Origin of the sequence: Mycobacterium sp., assembly GCF_049608025.1 — a bacterium.
Taxonomy (GTDB): domain Bacteria; phylum Actinomycetota; class Actinomycetes; order Mycobacteriales; family Mycobacteriaceae; genus Mycobacterium.
Genome location: NZ_JBMYXC010000014.1, coordinates 14463 through 31234, shown reverse-complemented (window position 1 = coordinate 31234; position 16772 = coordinate 14463). Strand labels below are relative to the sequence as shown.

Annotated in this window: 16 protein-coding genes; 11 read left to right on the top strand and 5 right to left on the bottom strand. The window is 66.5% G+C overall.

Annotated elements, in window-relative coordinates; all coding sequences use genetic code 11:
- Positions 1-133: 133 nt before the first annotated feature.
- The 3 genes from ripC to ACPGXI_RS07215 are packed head-to-tail and all read left to right on the top strand — an operon-like array spanning position 134 to position 3412.
- The gene (gene ripC, locus ACPGXI_RS07225; RefSeq protein WP_526651287.1) at positions 134-1273 is read left to right on the top strand and encodes a peptidoglycan hydrolase RipC; all 1140 of its coding nucleotides are present in this window, start codon (positions 134-136) and stop codon (positions 1271-1273) included.
- Between the two features lie 44 nt (positions 1274-1317).
- Positions 1318-2196 carry a peptidase gene (locus ACPGXI_RS07220; protein WP_526651285.1) on the top strand — a complete coding sequence of 293 codons (879 nt, stop codon included), beginning with the start codon at positions 1318-1320 and terminating at the stop codon, positions 2194-2196.
- A 10-nt stretch (positions 2197-2206) separates the two neighbouring features.
- On the top strand, positions 2207-3412 hold the full coding sequence (locus tag ACPGXI_RS07215) for a glycosyltransferase family 4 protein (RefSeq protein ID WP_526651283.1): 1206 nt from the start codon (positions 2207-2209) through the stop codon (positions 3410-3412).
- Positions 3413-3431: 19 nt separating this feature from the next.
- Here ACPGXI_RS07215 and ACPGXI_RS07210 read toward each other — a convergent pair whose 3' ends face one another.
- Positions 3432-5243 carry an AMP-dependent synthetase/ligase gene (locus ACPGXI_RS07210; RefSeq protein ID WP_526651281.1) on the bottom strand — a complete coding sequence of 604 codons (1812 nt, stop codon included), beginning with the start codon at positions 5241-5243 and terminating at the stop codon, positions 3432-3434.
- A gap of 114 nt (positions 5244-5357) precedes the next feature.
- Here ACPGXI_RS07210 and ACPGXI_RS07205 point away from each other — a divergent pair, with 114 nt between their 5' ends.
- From ACPGXI_RS07205 to ACPGXI_RS07185, 5 genes are all read left to right on the top strand, one after another.
- On the top strand, positions 5358-5756 hold the full coding sequence (locus tag ACPGXI_RS07205; protein WP_526651280.1) for a polyketide cyclase / dehydrase and lipid transport: 399 nt from the start codon (positions 5358-5360) through the stop codon (positions 5754-5756).
- A gap of 105 nt (positions 5757-5861) precedes the next feature.
- Positions 5862-6299: an SRPBCC family protein gene (locus ACPGXI_RS07200; protein WP_526651278.1), complete on the top strand. Its 438-nt coding sequence runs from the start codon at positions 5862-5864 to the stop codon at positions 6297-6299.
- Between the two features lie 46 nt (positions 6300-6345).
- A complete protein-coding gene (locus ACPGXI_RS07195; RefSeq protein WP_526651380.1) occupies positions 6346-7578 on the top strand; it encodes an ArsA family ATPase in 1233 nt (410 codons plus the stop codon).
- Complete coding sequence (locus tag ACPGXI_RS07190) at positions 7575-8003, top strand: hypothetical protein (RefSeq protein WP_526651276.1); 429 nt, start codon at positions 7575-7577, stop codon at positions 8001-8003. The genes ACPGXI_RS07195 and ACPGXI_RS07190 overlap by 4 nt, the downstream gene beginning before the upstream one ends.
- 115 nt (positions 8004-8118) lie before the next feature.
- Positions 8119-8844: a lysophospholipid acyltransferase family protein gene (locus tag ACPGXI_RS07185; RefSeq protein WP_526651274.1), complete on the top strand. Its 726-nt coding sequence runs from the start codon at positions 8119-8121 to the stop codon at positions 8842-8844.
- A gap of 40 nt (positions 8845-8884) precedes the next feature.
- On the opposite strand, the gene ACPGXI_RS07180 is transcribed toward ACPGXI_RS07185, so the two are convergent.
- Positions 8885-10162: a glycosyltransferase 87 family protein gene (locus ACPGXI_RS07180; protein WP_526651272.1), complete on the bottom strand. Its 1278-nt coding sequence runs from the start codon at positions 10160-10162 to the stop codon at positions 8885-8887.
- A gap of 207 nt (positions 10163-10369) precedes the next feature.
- Between ACPGXI_RS07180 and ACPGXI_RS07175 the strand changes: the two genes are divergently transcribed.
- A complete protein-coding gene (locus ACPGXI_RS07175; protein WP_526651270.1) occupies positions 10370-10879 on the top strand; it encodes a polyadenylate-specific 3'-exoribonuclease AS in 510 nt (169 codons plus the stop codon).
- A 33-nt stretch (positions 10880-10912) separates the two neighbouring features.
- The gene (locus ACPGXI_RS07170) at positions 10913-12313 is read left to right on the top strand and encodes a class II 3-deoxy-7-phosphoheptulonate synthase (RefSeq protein ID WP_526651268.1); all 1401 of its coding nucleotides are present in this window, start codon (positions 10913-10915) and stop codon (positions 12311-12313) included.
- A gap of 31 nt (positions 12314-12344) precedes the next feature.
- Here ACPGXI_RS07170 and ACPGXI_RS07165 read toward each other — a convergent pair whose 3' ends face one another.
- Positions 12345-13580 (bottom strand): protein kinase domain-containing protein, encoded by a 1236-nt coding sequence (locus tag ACPGXI_RS07165; RefSeq protein WP_526651266.1) that lies wholly within the window; start codon positions 13578-13580, stop codon positions 12345-12347.
- Between the two features lie 58 nt (positions 13581-13638).
- Between ACPGXI_RS07165 and ACPGXI_RS07160 the strand changes: the two genes are divergently transcribed.
- Entirely contained in the window at positions 13639-14043 is a 405-nt protein-coding gene (locus tag ACPGXI_RS07160) for an Rv2175c family DNA-binding protein (protein WP_526651264.1), read from the top strand.
- Here ACPGXI_RS07160 and ACPGXI_RS07155 read toward each other — a convergent pair.
- Both ACPGXI_RS07155 and idsA2 read right to left on the bottom strand, forming a co-directional pair.
- A complete protein-coding gene (locus ACPGXI_RS07155) occupies positions 13964-15583 on the bottom strand; it encodes an alpha-(1->6)-mannopyranosyltransferase A (protein ID WP_526651262.1) in 1620 nt (539 codons plus the stop codon). The two genes, ACPGXI_RS07160 and ACPGXI_RS07155, sit on opposite strands and share 80 nt — an antisense overlap.
- A gap of 4 nt (positions 15584-15587) precedes the next feature.
- A complete protein-coding gene (idsA2, locus tag ACPGXI_RS07150) occupies positions 15588-16667 on the bottom strand; it encodes a bifunctional (2E,6E)-farnesyl/geranyl diphosphate synthase (RefSeq protein WP_526651260.1) in 1080 nt (359 codons plus the stop codon).
- Positions 16668-16772: the final 105 nt, after the last annotated feature.

Below are 16772 nucleotides of genomic sequence, written 5' to 3'. Positions count from 1 at the left end.
CGGCGCGCCCATCACAGGACCGACTGCTAAATTTGCGGCTTCCGTTGGACAAGGCCGTTGCCGTTTCGTAACCTTACTGAGACCTAAATGCAGTTTGAGACGATTCTCTACGGCAGTTGAAGGACACAAAACCTTGAGGCTCAATCGCGCGCACCGGAGCAGTTGGCTCCCTTGGGGACCCGTCATCACCGCGATAGCCGGTGTGACTATTTTCGTTTCGGCGGTGGCCGGCCAGGCGCTGGCCGATCCCGCCGACGACGCTCTGGCAAAGCTCACTGACCTTTCTCGGCAGGCCGAGCAGACCACCGAGGCCATGCACTCGGCCCAGCTGGATCTGGACAACAAACTGGTGGTTCAGCAGGAGGCAGAAGCCAAACACGCCGCCGATACTGCTGCGCTGGAATCAGCCAGGGCGAAGCTCGCCACGTTCCAGAATTCGGTCAACACTCTGGCCGCCGCCCAGTACATGGGTGGGCGCACCTCCGGATTCGACGCGATGCTGACCGCCAAATCGCCGCAGGGATTGATCGACCAGCTCTCCGTGCAGCGCGTGATGGCTCACGAGATGCGGGCCCAGATGATCGGCTATCGCGAACTCGGCGTCCAGACTCAGCTCGCCGAACAGGCATCGGCCGCATCGGCCAACGAGGCCAAGACGGCCGCCGAGCAGGCCGCGGCCGTGCGTGCCGATCTGCAGTCAAAGCAGAGCCAGCTGCAAGTGCAGATCGCCATCGTCAAGGCTCAATACGAGGCGCTCACCCCGATCCAGCGCGAAGTACTCGCCGCGATTCCGCCGCCTCCTCCGGCCCCGCCCGCCGAGGCGCCGCCAGGGCAGGATCCAGCCATCCTGGCTGCACCCCCGGCCCCCGAACCGCTACCGGGCCTGCCCGAGGCGATTCCCCCGGGCGATATCGCGCCTCCCGGAGCGCCCCACTCGAACACGGTGATCCAGGCTGCGTTGAGCCGGATCGGCTCCCCATATTCATGGGGTGGGTCCGGCCCGGGTGCCTTCGATTGCTCAGGCCTGGTGATGTGGTCCTTCCAGCAGGCGGGGATCTCGCTTCCGCATTCCAGCCAAGCCCTGGCCAATGGCGGGCAGGCGGTCTCGACAGATCAGATGCAGCCCGGTGACCTGGTTATTCAATACTCGGACGCGTCGCATGTCGGCATCTACATCGGCGACGGAATGATGGTGCATGCGTCCACCTACGGCATCCCGGTGCGAGTCGAAAACGTGTACAACGCGCCGATCTACAACGTGCGGCGTTACTGAGGTTCGGCGTTACTGAGGCGGCCCGCGCGGTAAACCGGCGCGCGGTGATTCGGCGGCGACTCGGCGCGGTGTTCGGCGCCGAGCTGATCTGTGCGGCATTCCTGGTGGGCGGACCGCAGATTGTTCCCGCCGGTCCCGCGTCCGCATCGCGAGTTCTCGCGACCTCCGTTCCATCGGGCGTCGCGACCTCCGTTCCATCGGGCGTCGCGACCGCCGTTCCATCGGGTGTGGCGACCGCCCCGTCCTCTCGCACCGTGACCACGCCCGACGGCCGGACCGCGAAACTGATCGATCTGGGTGCCCCCGACGGCGCCGCGTTGCTCGATGTCATCTCCACCGAGTTGCCCGGTGCGACCGATGCGGTCAGCGCCTTCTGGGGTCCGCAGTGGCGCCGCGATCTCGTCATCGTCGTCGCCGGGTCACCGGAGCAGTTCGCCACCCTGGCAGGCGGTGGCGCTGACGTCGCGGCGACCGCGACTGCCGACCGCATCATGTTCTCGCCCGGTGCCGCCGCGATCGACACGGCCGACCTCCGGATAGTCCTGCGCCATGAGCTTTTCCATTACGCGGCACGCGCTGACACTGCCGCCGACGCGCCGACGTGGCTCACCGAGGGGGTCGCCGATTTTGTCGGCCGACCGGTTATTGCGCAACCGCCGGCGTCGGTACCGTCGGCCCTTTCAGGGCGACTGCCGACCGACGCCGAGTTGGCTACCGCGGGCCCCGGCCGCTCGGCGGCCTACGACCGGGCCTGGTCGTTCGCCTCGTACATCGCCGACGCGTACGGCACTGACGGGCTGCGGGCGCTATATCTGGAAGCCGGCAGGCCGGGCCATCCCGATGTCGCGACCGCGGTCCGGAATGCACTCGGTGTCGAGCTGCCGGTGGTGCTCACCGGATGGCGACAGTGGGGTAACCCATGATCGGGACGCGATGAGCCGGGTTCTGCTGGTCACCAACGACTTTCCCCCTCGCCGGGGCGGCATCCAGTCCTACCTCGAGGCACTGGTCGCCCACCTCACCGGCTCTGCGGCCGCCGCCTCGGGGTCCGCCGGGGTCTCAGGGCCTCCGGGGGTCATAGGGTCTGCCGGGGCCTCAGGGGACCACACCGTGACCGTCTACGCGCCGAAGTGGAAGGGCGCGCCCGAATATGACAGATCAGCCGCGGCAGCCGGGTACGACATCGTGCGTCACCCCGGAACCCTGATGGTGCCCGAGCCGACGGTTGCGCTGCGCATGCGACGGCTCATCGCCGAACGCGACGTGGACACGGTGTGGTTCGGCGCCGCGGCTCCGCTGGCGTTGATGAGCCCGATAGCGCGCGCCGCCGGGGCCGACCGCATCATCGCGAGCACGCATGGACACGAAGTGGGCTGGTCGATGTTGCCGCTGGCACGAACGGCGCTGCGCCGCATCGGCAACGACGCCGACGTGGTCACCTACATCAGCTCCTACACCCGCGGGCGGATCGCCTCGGCATTCGGGCCGCACGCAGCGCTGGAGCTGGTACCCCCCGGGGTGGATACCGACAGGTTCGCCCCCGACGAGGTCGCACGGGCCGAGCTGCGGGCCCGATACCGCCTCGGCGGGCGCCCGGTGGTGGTCTGCGTGTCACGACTGGTTCCTCGCAAGGGCCAGGACATGCTGATCCGAGCTCTGCCGACGATCCGGGAACGGGTGCCGGGTACCGCGCTGGTGATCGTCGGTGGTGGCCCTTACCGGACGTCGCTGCATCGCCTCGCCCATACGTTCGGGGTGACCGAGCATGTGGTGTTCACCGAAGGGGTGCCCGCCCACGAGTTGCCCGCCCACCATGCCATGGCCGACGTTTTCGCGATGCCCTGCCGGACCCGCGGTGCCGGCCTGGACGTCGAGGGGCTGGGCATCGTCTATCTCGAGGCGTCGGCCTGTGGAGTGCCGGTGGTGGCCGGCAGGTCGGGCGGGGCGCCGGAAACGGTGCTCGACGGGGAGACCGGCGCCGTCGTCGACGGCGGGGACCTCGACGCCATCGCCGGGTCCATCACCGACCTGCTCGCCGACCCCCGTCGTGCCGCGGCGATGGGCGCGGCCGGCCGACGCTGGGTGGTCGAGCAGTGGCAGTGGCACCTGCAGGCCCAGCGCTTGGGGCGGCTGCTCTAAAGAGGTTCGCTCAGGAGGTTCAGGCCTTGGTGTCGTTGCTGTAGAGCGCATCGATGTCGGCAGCGAATTTCTCGGCTACGATCTTGCGCTTGACCTTCAGCGTCGGCGTCAGCTCGCCGGTCTCCTCGGTGAAGTCGACCGGCAGGATGCGGAACTTGCGGATCTGCTCGGCCTTCGAGACGGCCTGATTGGCCTCCTTGACCGCCAACTCGACCTCCACGCAGAGGTCGGGGTCGGTGGTCAGGTCGGCGACCGATGCCTCGGCGTTCTTACCGTGGCGCTCTTTCCAGCCCGGGAAGGCCTCCGGGTCGATGGTGATCAGCGTGGCGATGAACGGCTGGTTGTCACCCACGGCCATCGCCTGGCTGATCAGGGGATGTGCCCGCAGCCGGTCCTCCAGTAGTGCCGGTGCCACGTTCTTGCCGCCGGCGGTGACGATGATCTCCTTCTTGCGGCCCACGATCGAAAGGAAGCCGTCGTCGTCGATTGCCCCCAGATCGCCGGTGTGGAACCAGTCGCCGGAGAACACCGCGTCGGTCTCGGTCTCGTTGCCCCAGTAACCGCTGAACACCACTCCGCCCTTGACCAGAAGCTCCCCGTCCTCGCCCAGCTGCATGCTGTTACCGGGAAGCAGCTTTCCGACCGAACCGACGCGCAACTCGCCGACCCGGTTCACGGTGATCGCCGCGCTGGTTTCGGTGAGCCCGTAGCCTTCATAGATGCTCAGACCGGCACCACGGTAGAAGTGGCCCAGTCGGGCACCCAGCGGCGCGCCGCCGGAGATCGCGGCATGGCACTCGCCGCCGAGCGCGGCCCGCAGCTTGCTGTAGACGAGCTTGTCGAACACCGTGTGCTTGAGTTTGAGCAGGAGTCCGGCGCCGCCGGTGTCCTGGGCCTTGCTCCATTCGATCGCAACGTCGGCGGCGGCCGCGAAGATCTTGCCCTTGCCGCCGCTCTGGGCGTTCTGCTCGGCGGTGTTGTACACCTTCTCGAACACTCGAGGCACCGAAACCACCAGCGTCGGCTTGAACACTGCGAGCATCGGTACCAGATTCTTGATGTCACTGGTGAAGCCCAGCGTCACCCCGTTCGCGAAGGCGCTGATGGTCAGCGCGCGGGCAAGTACGTGCGCCAGCGGCAGGAAGACGAGCAGCTTCTCCCCTTTGGCCAAGTGATCGGGGAAGCACGCCTTGGCGCCCCGGATCTCGTGGAGCAGGTTGGAGTGGGTGAGTTGGCAGCCCTTGGGCCGTCCGGTCGTGCCCGATGTGTAGATCAGTGTTGCCGGGTCGGCGGACTTGATCGCCGCGAACCGCTCGTCGACCGCGCCGGCGTCGACCTGCCGACCCGCCTCGGCCAGTTCCTCGAGTGCTGAGGTGCCCGTGCCCTCGATGCAGTAGACCTTCCGCAGCTGCGGCAAGGTGTCCTGCAGCGCCTCGATCCGGGTGACGTGGGCGTCGGTCTCGGCGAACACTGCCACCGCGCCGGAATCGGCGAGGACGAACTGCACCTGATCGTCGGAGCTGGTCTCGTAGATCGGCACCGTCACGGCACCGACCGACAGGATGGCGAAGTCCAGGATCGGCCACTCGTACCGTGTCGCCGACAGGACCGCGACCCGGTCGCCGGCCTCAACCCCTTGGGCGATCAAACCCTGCGCTGCTGAACGGATCTGACCGGCAACCTGGCCGCACGTCACGTCCACCCAATTGCCGTCCACGAGACGCTGGAAGATGGGATGCTCGGGATTGTCGCGTTCGTGGGAGTAGACAGAGCTGACGATGCTGTCGTGCTCACCGACGGTGAAGGTTGCGGGAACGCTGAACTCGCGCAAGGTGGGACCCTCTCATAGTTCTCGGGCGGCTCCACGGGCTGCGCCGTGTCCAACTGAGTCGTCCACGTCAGCCGTCTCGAGTCGGTGGTCCGCCATATGTGAAGCTAGTCTTTCATGAACAGCATCCAGATCGCCGACGAGACCTTCATCGCGGCGGACCCGGTTGCGGTCGGCAACGCGGTCGCCGACCCGGCGAACTGGCTGCGGTGGTGGCCCGATCTGCGTCTCACGGTGGTCGAGGACCGTGGCGAGGCCGGTCAGCGTTGGACGGTGACCGGCGCGGTGACGGGGACCATGGAGGTTTGGCTGGAAAAAATGGACCACGGACCCGATGGTGTCGTTCTGCACTATTTCCTGCACGCCGAGCCCGCCGGTGCCGCGGCGTGGGAACTGGCGAAGATGAACCTCGCCCAGCGGACCCATCGGCGCCGGGTGGCGGGCAAGGAGATGGCTTTCGAGGTGAAACGAACGCTGGAGGCCGGGCGTCCGGTGGGGGTCTCGCGACACGCCTGAGGCCGCAGACCCGGGAAGCCGCCAATCGTGGGACCTCGGGGCCATACCCACAATCGGGGGAGTAGATTTCTGGCCAGCGACCAGACCTAGCGGGGATTGATTTCAGTGGCGGACAAAACGGCGCAGACCATATACATCGATGCCGACCCTTCGACGGTTCTGGATGTCATCGCCGACATCGGCTCGTATCCGGACTGGGTCGCCGAATACCGCGAGACCGAGGTCCTGGAGACCGACGAGGCCGGCTACCCGAAGGTAGCCCGGCTGGTTCTGGACGCCGCAGTCCTCAAGGACAGCATGGTTTTGGCCTACGACTGGCCCGCAGACCGCAACTCGGTCACGTGGTCGCTGGTGTCAAGCGCGTTGCTGAAGTCTCTGGACGGTGCATATCGGCTGGCTCCCAAGGGGTCTGGCACCGACGTCACCTATGAGCTGTCGGTTGACTTGATGATCCCCATGATCGGCCTGCTGAAAAGAAAGGCTGAACGGCGTCTGACGGACACCGCACTGAAGGACCTCAAGAAACGAGTAGAGGCTGATTGAGCGCAGGCACGCCGCCGACGCGGGCCGGGAGTCCCGGCAAACCCGGATCAACTTGTTCGTCGGCAAGGGCGGCGTGGGTAAGTCGACGCTGGCGACCGCCACGGCGGTGCGTGCCGCACGGTCCGGGATGCGGGTCCTGATCGTGTCCACCGATCAGGCGCACTCGACCGGCGATGTGCTGGGAATGGGAATCGCCCCGACCGGCCGGCGCGAGCCCACCCGGGTATCAGCTGACCTCGAAACGGTGGATGCCGGCGGCGGGTCCCTGGACGCGCTCGCACTCGACACGCTGGCGCTGCTGGCGGACCGGTGGCGGCACAGCGCCGCGCTGCTGGCCGAGAGATTTCCCGAATCGGATATCGGAGACATTGCACCAGAGGAGCTTTCGGCGTTGCCGGGGGTTCAAGAGGTGCTTGGCCTGCACGAAGTCGGTGAGCTGGCGGACTCGGGACAGTGGGATCTTGTCGTCGTCGACTGCGCGTCTACCGCCGACGCTATGCGGATGCTCACGTTGCCCGCCACCTTCGCTCTGTATCTTGAGCGTGCCTGGCCCAGGCACCGCCGGCTGTCCGGCGCCGAGGACGCACGTTCGGCCGCGCTGATCGGCTTGCTCGAGCGGGTCGGCGCGGGTACCGATCAGCTCAGCACCATGCTGACCGACGGATCACGGGTTACTGCCCACGTGGTGATGACAGCTGAGCGGGTGGTCGCCGCCGAAGCGGTGCGCACGCTGGGCTCGCTGGCGTTGATGGGCGTGCGGGTATCAGAGCTCATCGTCAACCAACTTCTCGTCGAGGACGATTCGTTCGAATACTCCAGGCTTCCGCAGCATCCGGCATTCGACTGGTACGCAGAACGGATCTCTGAGCAGCGGGCGGTGCTGGTGGACCTCGATCGTGTCGTCGGAGACGTTCAACTGGTCATGGTGCCTCATCTCGCGGGCGAGCCGATCGGAGCCAAGGCGCTCGGCGAGCTGATCGACCGCGCCCGCAGACGGGATGGTGCGCCACCTCCCGGCCCGTTGCGACCTGTCGTCGACCGGGAATCCGGGAGCGGACTGGACGCGGTGTATCGGCTCCGGCTGGAGCTACCGCAGGTGGACTCCACTGCGCTGGCATTGGGTAGGGTCGACGACGACCTGATCATCGGCGTCGGCGGGATGCGGCGCCGCGTGCGGCTGGCATCGGTGTTGCGGCGATGCGTTGTCATCGACGCTGGTCTCCGCGGCAGCGAGTTGACTGTACGATTTCGACCGAATCCGGAGGTGTGGCCGGCTTGAGTGAGTTTCACACCGACGCCGGCGCAGCCGGGTCCCAACACTCCGACATTGCCCCCGAACTGCGGCAACTTGCGTATTCGATCCTCGATAGGCTCGACCCCGCGGTACGAGGGCTTGCGGCCCGGGCGCAGGCCGGCGGTGCCGGCAAATGCGAGCAGGTCTGGTGCCCAGTGTGCGCGCTCGCCGCGCTGATCTCGGGCGAGGAACACCCATTGCTCAACGTCGTCGCCGAGCACAGCGTTGCGCTGCTGGCGCTGGTAGAGGCGATGCTGCACAACTTCGATGACAAGGCGCCGCAGGCGGGCGACCCGCCTGCGGACAGCGCGTCGGATCCGCCGTCGAACGTCGCGCCGGAGCCCGGGCGCTATGAGAACATCACGGTGACGGTCCAGGAGTCGGCGGAGCCAGCTGAGCCGGCGGATTGAGTGGAGTAAGCGCATCTATAGTCGTGTGCGCACGCCGTGGGTAAGGTTGTCCCAGAGCGCCGTGCCGGCGGTAGGCCATTGTGACCGCCCCGCGGTCGGGTGATGCGGAGGGTCCATGTGGTACTGGTTGTTCAAGTTCATTTTCATGGGGCCGGTGCTGAGCATGCTCGGGCGTCCGAAAATTGAAGGACTGGAGCATGTTCCGCAGTCCGGAGCAGTGATTCTGGCCAGCAACCATTTGGCGGTGGCGGACAGCTTCTATCTACCGCTGGTGGTCCATCGGCGGATCACCTTCCTGGCCAAAGCCGAGTATTTCACCGGCACTGGACTCAAGGGATGGTTCACCCGCTGGTTCTACACGGTTGCCGGCCAGGTTCCCATCGACCGCGCTGATGCCGGCAGCGCCCAGAGCGCGCTGACCACCGCGCAGCGAATCGTCGGAGAAGGCAAACTCCTCGGGATGTACCCGGAAGGCACCCGCTCGCCCGACGGCCGGCTGTACAAGGGCAAGACCGGGTTGGCCCGACTGGCGCTTCAGACGCAGGTGCCGGTGATTCCGGTCGCGATGATCGGAACCGACACCGTGAACCCTCCGGGCAGCAAGATGTGGCGATTCGGCCGGGTGCAGGTCAAGTTCGGGGCGCCGATGGACTTCAGCCGATTCGAAGGGCTTGCGGGAAATCGCTTCATCGAACGGGCCGTCATCGACGAGGTGATGTACGAGCTGATGCAGTTGTCCGGCCAGGAGTACGTGGACCTCTACGCAGCCGACATCAAAGAGGGAAAAGGTGAGGGAGTGGTGAAACCGCCGACACGGCTCCCCGAGGCAGCCGCCGGCTGAGCCGGCTCAGCCCACCATCACGGCGGGCCCGCCGGGGTCTTCACGTGGCCGGTACGACCGGCGCAGCGTCAACTGAGGGTACGTCCTGGCCGGCGTCGCGGACCGCGACAACGCCGGTGACGATGATCACCGCGAGTGCCCACCACAGATACGAGCTTCCGACGATCTGTCTCCACAGGGACGCCGCGGTTTCCCGGTGCTCCGGTAACAGGACGATCGGGGTCCACACCATCAACGCCAGCCCGGTTATCGACACCGCACCGAGTGCGATGTTGCGCAGCCGCATCGCGAGCACGGCTGTCACCAGCACGGTGGGCAGCGCCCAGACCCAGTGATGCGACCACGACACCGGGGAGACCACCAGGCCGAACATCGCCACGCAGATCAACGTCAGCACGGGTTGCTCGGCGCGCAGCGCCCGGCGTCCGGCCCAGATAGTGAGGCCGAGCACCGCGAAGCACGCGACCACCCACAGCGTGAACTGCACGCCTTCACCCAGGCCCAGCCGGGCCAGCGCGCCTGCGATGTTCTGGTTGGTGTTCAGCGTCGCGGCTCCGATGCGGTCGGTGTTGCGCACCGTCTCAGTCCAGTACTCCCAGGAGTCCCGCCATGCGAACGCGAAGCCGACCACTGTCCCTACGGCCGTCGAGGCGGCGGTGACCAGCAAGGCGCGGGTGTCTCGCTTCAACAGGAAGTACAACAGGAAAACAGCCGGCGTCAATTTGAGTGCGATGGCGATGCCGAGCAGCAGGCCGCGCGGCCACGGCGTCCTGCGCGGCACGCAGTCGGCGATGACCAACGTCATCAGCACGACGTTGATCTGACCGAAGTCGAAGTTCGACCGGATCGGCTCCACGAATATCACCGCGGGCGCGACGATCGCGGCGGCCAGCCAGCACCGCCTGGCCCACGCCGGTTCGCCCGTGACGCGGGTCGTGGGCCACACATCCAGCCGGGTCAGCAGGATGACCGTCGATATCACCAGCAGAATCAGCGTGGTCAGCGTGATGGCCGCGCTCGCGCCCTCCAGCGACAACAGCGCGAACGGGGAGAACAGGACGGCAGCCAGCGGAGGGTAGGTGAAGGGCAGTTCCAGGCCACCCTGGGTCTGGAAGGTCGCACTGTCGGCGTACAGCGGCCGATTGTCGAGCCAGGCCCGTCCGCCCATCCGGTAGACATCGACGTCAATCCGGTACGGGGTGTGCCCCAGGAGCCGCCAAGCCGCCCAGGCCATCGCCGCTGCGGTAAGCAGTTGAAACAGCCGCCATGCGAGGGTTGGCCCCCAACCAGCCCCACCGGGCGAGCGCCGAGTACTCATGTCGCAGAACAGACTATCTGTGCCCGCCGGCACCTCAGCGGGTATCCCGCACTAGACACACGCAGGTCGGCGTAAGTTTTGTCCGGTGCATCCATCCTTGGAACCAGACGTATGCTTCGCGGTCCCGCACTCTGGGCTCGCAACGGTGCGTTGCGCTCTTGCGTTCATCGCTGATCGCGACCCCGTCCGGCAGGAAGTCAGATAACTGTGCGTTACTTCTATGACACAGAGTTCATCGACAACGGTCGTACCATCGAGTTGATCTCGATTGGTGTCGCCGCCGAAGACGGCCGCGAATATTACGCTATATCAACAGAATTCGATCCCGAGCGGGCGGGTCGGTGGGTACGCAAAAATGTGCTGCCCAAACTACCGTCGCCGGCATCGCCGCTGTGGCGCTCGCGCCGGGAAATCAGGGCGGAGCTCGAGGATTTCTTGGGAGTCGACGGCGACGAATCGATCGAGCTGTGGGCTTGGGTCGGTGCCTACGACCACGTGGTGCTCTGCCAGCTGTGGGGGCCCATGACCGATTTGCCGCCGGCGATACCACGCTTCACCCGCGAGTTACGTCAGTTCTGGGAGGAGCGCGGGTGCCCCCGGATGCCGCCGAGACCCCGCGATGCCCATGACGCCCTCGTCGACGCCGTGCACAACCTGCATCGATTCCGTCTGATGACCCATGGCGCAGGGGCGGGGGAAGTGCCCGCGCGCAGGTAAGAACCACGTGCTCGAGCCCGTTACCATGAACGGGTGAATTGGACCGTCGACGTACCCATCGACCAGCTGCCGGACCTTCCGCCGCTGCCCGAGGAGCTGCGGCAACGGCTGGACGCGGCGCTCGCCCGGCCTGCTCTGCAGCAGCCCAGCTGGCCCGCCGATCAGGCGAAGGCGATGCGAACGGTGTTGGAGAGCGTCCCGCCGGTCACCGTGCCCTCGGAGATCGAGCGGTTGAAATCGCGTCTGGCCGACGTGGCACGCGGTGAGGCGTTCCTGTTGCAGGGCGGGGATTGCGCCGAGACGTTCGTCGACAACACCGAACCCCATATTCGCGGCAACATCCGCACGCTGCTGCAGATGGCGGTGGTGCTGACCTATGGCGCGAGCATGCCGGTGGTCAAGGTGGCCCGGATCGCCGGGCAGTACGCCAAGCCGCGTTCGGCCGATGTCGACGCGCTGGGCCTGAGGTCCTACCGGGGCGACATGGTGAACGGCTTCGCTCCCGACCCGGCGGTGCGTGAGCACGACGCGTCACGACTGGTACGTGCCTACGCCAACGCCAGTGCCGCGATGAACCTGGTACGCGCGTTGGCCTCGTCGGGCCTGGCATCGCTGCACCAGGTGCACGATTGGAACCGGGAGTTCGTGCGCACGTCGCCGGCCGGTGCCCGGTACGAGGCACTGGCGGGGGAGATCGACCGCGGGCTGCGCTTCATCAGCGCCTGCGGGGTCAACGACCGCAATCTCGACACCGCCGAGATCTACGCCAGCCATGAGGCGCTGGTGCTCGACTACGAGCGGGCCATGCTCCGCCTGGGCGGTGGCGACGTCGACGTCGACGGCTCCAGCCCGAGGCTCTACGACTTGTCGGCGCACTACCTGTGGATCGGTGAGCGCACCCGTCAGCTCGACGGAGCCCATGTCGCGTTCGCCGAGGTGATCGCCAACCCGATCGGTGTGAAGATCGGCCCGGGGACATCGCCGGAGGTTGCGGTGGAGTACGTGGAGCGGCTGGATCCGCACAACGTGCCCGGGCGCCTGACACTGGTCAGCCGGATGGGCAACGGCAAGGTGCGCGACGTGCTGCCGCCGATCATCGAGAAGGTCCAGGCCTCTGGGCATCAGGTGATCTGGCAGTGTGATCCGATGCATGGAAACACCCATGAGTCCTCGACCGGATACAAGACCCGGCACTTCGACCGCATCGTCGACGAGGTGCAGGGTTTCTTCGAGGTGCACCACGGCCTGGGAACCCATCCCGGCGGCATCCACGTCGAGATCACCGGCGAGAACGTCACCGAATGTCTCGGTGGTGCGCAGGATATTTCGGATACCGACCTGGCGGGTCGCTACGAGACTGCCTGTGACCCGCGGCTGAACACCCAGCAGTCGCTGGAGTTGGCCTTCCTGGTCGCCGAGATGTTGCGCGACTGATCTCGGTCCGCAGGGGGCGGTGCCGAACGGGTCAGAGCAGCACGCTCAGGTTGCTGCCGAGCGTCCACGCTCCGGCGGCCACCAAGCCGGCCAGGGTGATTGCTGCCACGACCCAGAAGAACAGCGCACGCTTGGCCCGCTGGCGCTCCCAGGCGAACTCGGGCAGCTCGATTCCGGCGAATGTGGCAGGCCGGTACTGGTCGTGATGCTGGTATTCCTCGTCGGGGCCGGGTGCCGGTGGTGGCATTTCGTCACGGGTGAACGCTTTGGTGTGTCGGCTGACCGACGCGATCTCGTGGGGGCGGTCCAGGTTTTCGGTGATCTGAGAAGCGTGGTGCGGCCCCTGCGCCATGGCCGCGGAGTCGTGCAGCGCCGAGTTGCGCGGTGCGGGCACCCGGAATTGGGGAAGTCCGAGTTCGCGGACAATCACCTCGAGTTCGTCGAGCATCTCGGCCGCGTCGGCGAATCGCTGCCCGGGTTGGCGCGACGTGGCGCGGCGGACCAGTTCGTCGAATTGCCTTGGTATGCCGCTGATTGCCGAGCTGGGAGGCGCGACGTCATGGTCCATCCGCTGGTAGGCCACGGCCAGCGTGGTATCTCCGGTGAACGGCGTGGCGCCGGTCAGCAGCTCGAATACCAGCACGCCGACGGAGTAGACGTCTCCCCGTGCATCGGTGTCACCGGTGCCGACCTGCTCGGGCGACAAGTACGCCGCAGTTCCCAGGATGACGCTGGTGGAGGTGATCTTGGCCTCGGCGACTGCGCGGACCAGCCCGAAGTCGGCAATCTTGACCTCGCCTTCGTCACTGATCAGGACGTTCTCGGGCTTGATATCGCGATGTACCAGACCAGCGTGGTGGGCTACGGCAAGACCGCCGAGCAGGGGTCGCAGCACTGCGGCAACAGCATGCGGTGGCATCGGGCCCCGCTCGCGGAGTAACTCCCGCAGCGTGCCACCCTCGATCAGCTCCATCACAAGGAAGGGGTGCCGGCCATCGATACCCTGGTCGTACACCGCCACCAGGCCGGGATCCTTCAGCCGTGCCACCGCGCGCGCCTCGCGCTGAAACCGGATCAGAAAATGCTCGTCGCCGGCGTAGCGCGTGTCCATCACCTTCAGCGCCACTGGGCGGTCCAGTCGCAGGTCCAAGCCTCGGTATACCCTCGAAACCCCACCGGTCGCGACCAGGTTGTCCACCCGGTACCGGCTGTCCAGCACGGCCCCGGCGAGCGGGTCAGCCTGCTGGGATGTCTCCATCGAACACATGTTACGAGCCGGGGCCCTAGCAACCATCCAGGCGCTCTGTGCACCTAAACTCAGGGTGGTGAGCAGTATTCCAGCGGCCGAGGACATTTTGGATGCCGACGAGGCTGTCTATGACCTGCCCACGGTGGCAGGTCTGCTGGGGGTTCCGGTCACCAAAGTGCATCAGCATCTGCGAGAACGACACCTGCTCGCCGTCCGCCGCTCGGGTTCGGTCGTGGTACCCGCGGCGTTCTTCGATGAATCAGGAAACTTGGTCAAGAGTTTGTCCGGACTACTCTCGGTACTGCACGACGGGGGTTTTCGCGAAACCGAGATCGTCCGGTGGCTCTTCACCCCCGACCCTTCGCTGACCATCAGCCGTGACCACTCCAACGAACGGCAGGCTAACGCCCGCCCGGTCGATGCGCTGCATTCGCACCAGGCCCGTGAGGTGGTTCGTCGCGCCCAGGCGATGGGTTATTGATCCCCGCCACAGTGGGCTCGGTCGCCGGGGTCGTTCTGGCCAGCCAGTACCAAGCCCCCGCGGCGCACGCCAGAGCCAGCAGCACCCGTACCCAGGAGTACATTCCGTGCGCGCCGTCGGGGTTCCAGATCACCATGATCCAGGTCGACAGACCGGCGATGATCGCGATCGCCTGCCGCGATTGCGCCAGCGCGGCGACGACCGCCAGCGGCCAGGTGTAGTACCACGGCAGCGCAGCGGGAACGAAGAGCACAACCACGCCCATCAGCAGAGCGATACCCATCAGTGCATCCCGGTCGGTGCGGCGGAAACGCCACCACAGCAACGGTGCCGAGATCCCGATGGCCGCGATTCCGATGATGCGGGTGGTCTCGAGCACCGCATAGAAGTTCACCGGCGCGAAGAGGCCGCCTACCGCATTGATCAGGTTTGCCGTCGCCGTGGGCACCGTGAGCCAGTTGATGATCTTGACCGACCCGGCGAGCGCGGTGAGCCAACCCAGGCCGACGCCCGCGACCAGCGACAGCACCGAGAACACTGCCACGAAGATCAGCAGCGATGCCGCGGTGGCCAACGCGAAGGCCTTCGCCGGCGGGTAGCCGCGGCGATCGCGAAGGCTACGTGCCCACACCCACACCATGAATGGAAGTGCGAGTCCGGCCGTCGCTTTCACGGCCACACCGACCGCGATCAGGGCGACTCCCCAGACGTGGTGTCCGCGGAATGACAGTGCTATGCCCGCCATCATCAACCCGACCATCAGCATCTCGTTGTGCACCCCGCCCATCAGGTGAATGATCACCAGCGGGTTCAGCACGCAGATCCACAGCGCGGTCGCGCCGTTGGCGCCGACGTGGCGGGCCACCCTCGGCGCCGCCCAGATCAACAGCGCCAAGCCAGGCAGCATGCACAACCGAAGCAGCATCGTCCCGGTGACGATATCGTTGCCGACCAGCATCGTGACGAACTTGGCCACCAATATGAAAGCCGGGCCGTAGGGCGCAGTGGTGGTCGTCCAAATCGGACTCACGTTGTCCAGCAACGAATTCGGATTCTCGATCGGTCCGACGACATACGGATCGAATCCGTCGCGCAGCAGCGCTCCCTGGGCCAGATAGGAATAGGTGTCACGGCTGAACACCGGGACGCTCAGCAGCAACGGGGCGAGCCAGAATCCGGTGGTGGCGACCATCGTGTACTCGTCGGCGGTGCGGTCGATCACTCGTCGGCCCAGCCACAGCCAGGCCATCAGCATCAGCGCCACGCCGCCCCACAGCAGTACCGACGACAGCACCAGCCCGTGCCCGAACCGCAGCCAGGACAGGTGAAGCGATTCCAGCAACGGGTCGTGCAGGCGGGTGCTGCCCGCGCCGAGTCCGCCTACGGTGATCAGGACGGCACCGATCGCGCCGACCAGGGCGGGTTGGGCTTCCGGTGAGAGCGTGAACACCTTCAGCCGGCGGAATTGCGGCAGAACACGCCGGGAAAAGTACTCTGACAGACCTGTTCTCGGGGCCTGGGCCGGCGCGGGCGTCGTCATGCTCTCAGGCGGACCGGTTCGCGGCCAATCTTGCGAGGTCGGTGAGCCCCGCTTTGGCCTGGGCGTCGATGGGTGCGGCATCGAGGATGTCCAGCGCACGGCGGGACAGCGTAGCTATCCTGCCCTCGACGGCAGCGAGTGCGCCCACCGACTCGATCACCTGACATACCTCCTTGACCTGGGCGTCCGTCAACTCGGTGCCGATCGACTCGCGCAGCAGCTGGGCTGCTAACGGGTCGTGCTCCTCGGCGAGGCCAACGGCTTCGGCCAGCAGTACGGTGCGTTTGCCGGACCGCAGATCGTCACCGGAAGGCTTGCCGGTCACGGCGGGGTCGCCGAACACCCCCAGGACGTCGTCGCGCAACTGGAACGCGACCCCGAGGCTGGTACCCAGTTCGTGGAAGGCTTCGAGGATCTCGGGGCAGTCGGCGGCAGCGGCCGCCCCGAGCTGCAGCGGACGCGAGATGGTGTACGAGGCCGTCTTGTAGATGTTGACGGTCAGTGCCGATGCGACCGTCTCCGCGCTGCTGGACTCGGCGACGATGTCGAGATATTGACCTCCGAGCACCTCGGTGCGGATCGCCGCCCACACTCGCTGCACCCGCCGGTGGGCGTCGATGTCGATCGGGGCCGTCGCGACGATGTCGTCGGCCCAGACCAGGGCCAGATCGCCCAGCAGGATCGCTGCCGATAGGCCGAACTGCTCTGCGGATCCGCGCCAGTTGTTGCTGCGGTGGCGTTCGGTGAATATCCGGTGCACGGTGGGCAGACCGCGCCGGGTGGCAGAGGCGTCGATGACGTCGTCGTGCACGAGCGCGCAGGCGTGTAGCAATTCGAGTGCCGAGAAGAGCCTGAGCACTTCGGGCTCGGGCTCAGTGCCCGCCACCGCGCGCCAACCCCAGTAGGCGAACGCCGGGCGGAGTCGCTTGCCGCCGCGAAGGACGAACTCCTCGAGTGCTTCGGTCAGCACCGCGTAATCCGCACCGATGTATGCGGCGTCGCGGCGGCGATCGCGGAGATGATCCCGCAGTTGTTCGGTGATGGCCGCGGCCAGTTCGACGGCCGATGGCGCCGGTGCATCCACGCTCAGCGGGCGCCCCTTTCTCTGTTCGTCGCGGTCCGCCCCACTCTGCCCTCGAGGGACTTCAGAGTAGAGCCTGCAGATGAAGTTGTAACAAGCCAGGCTGCC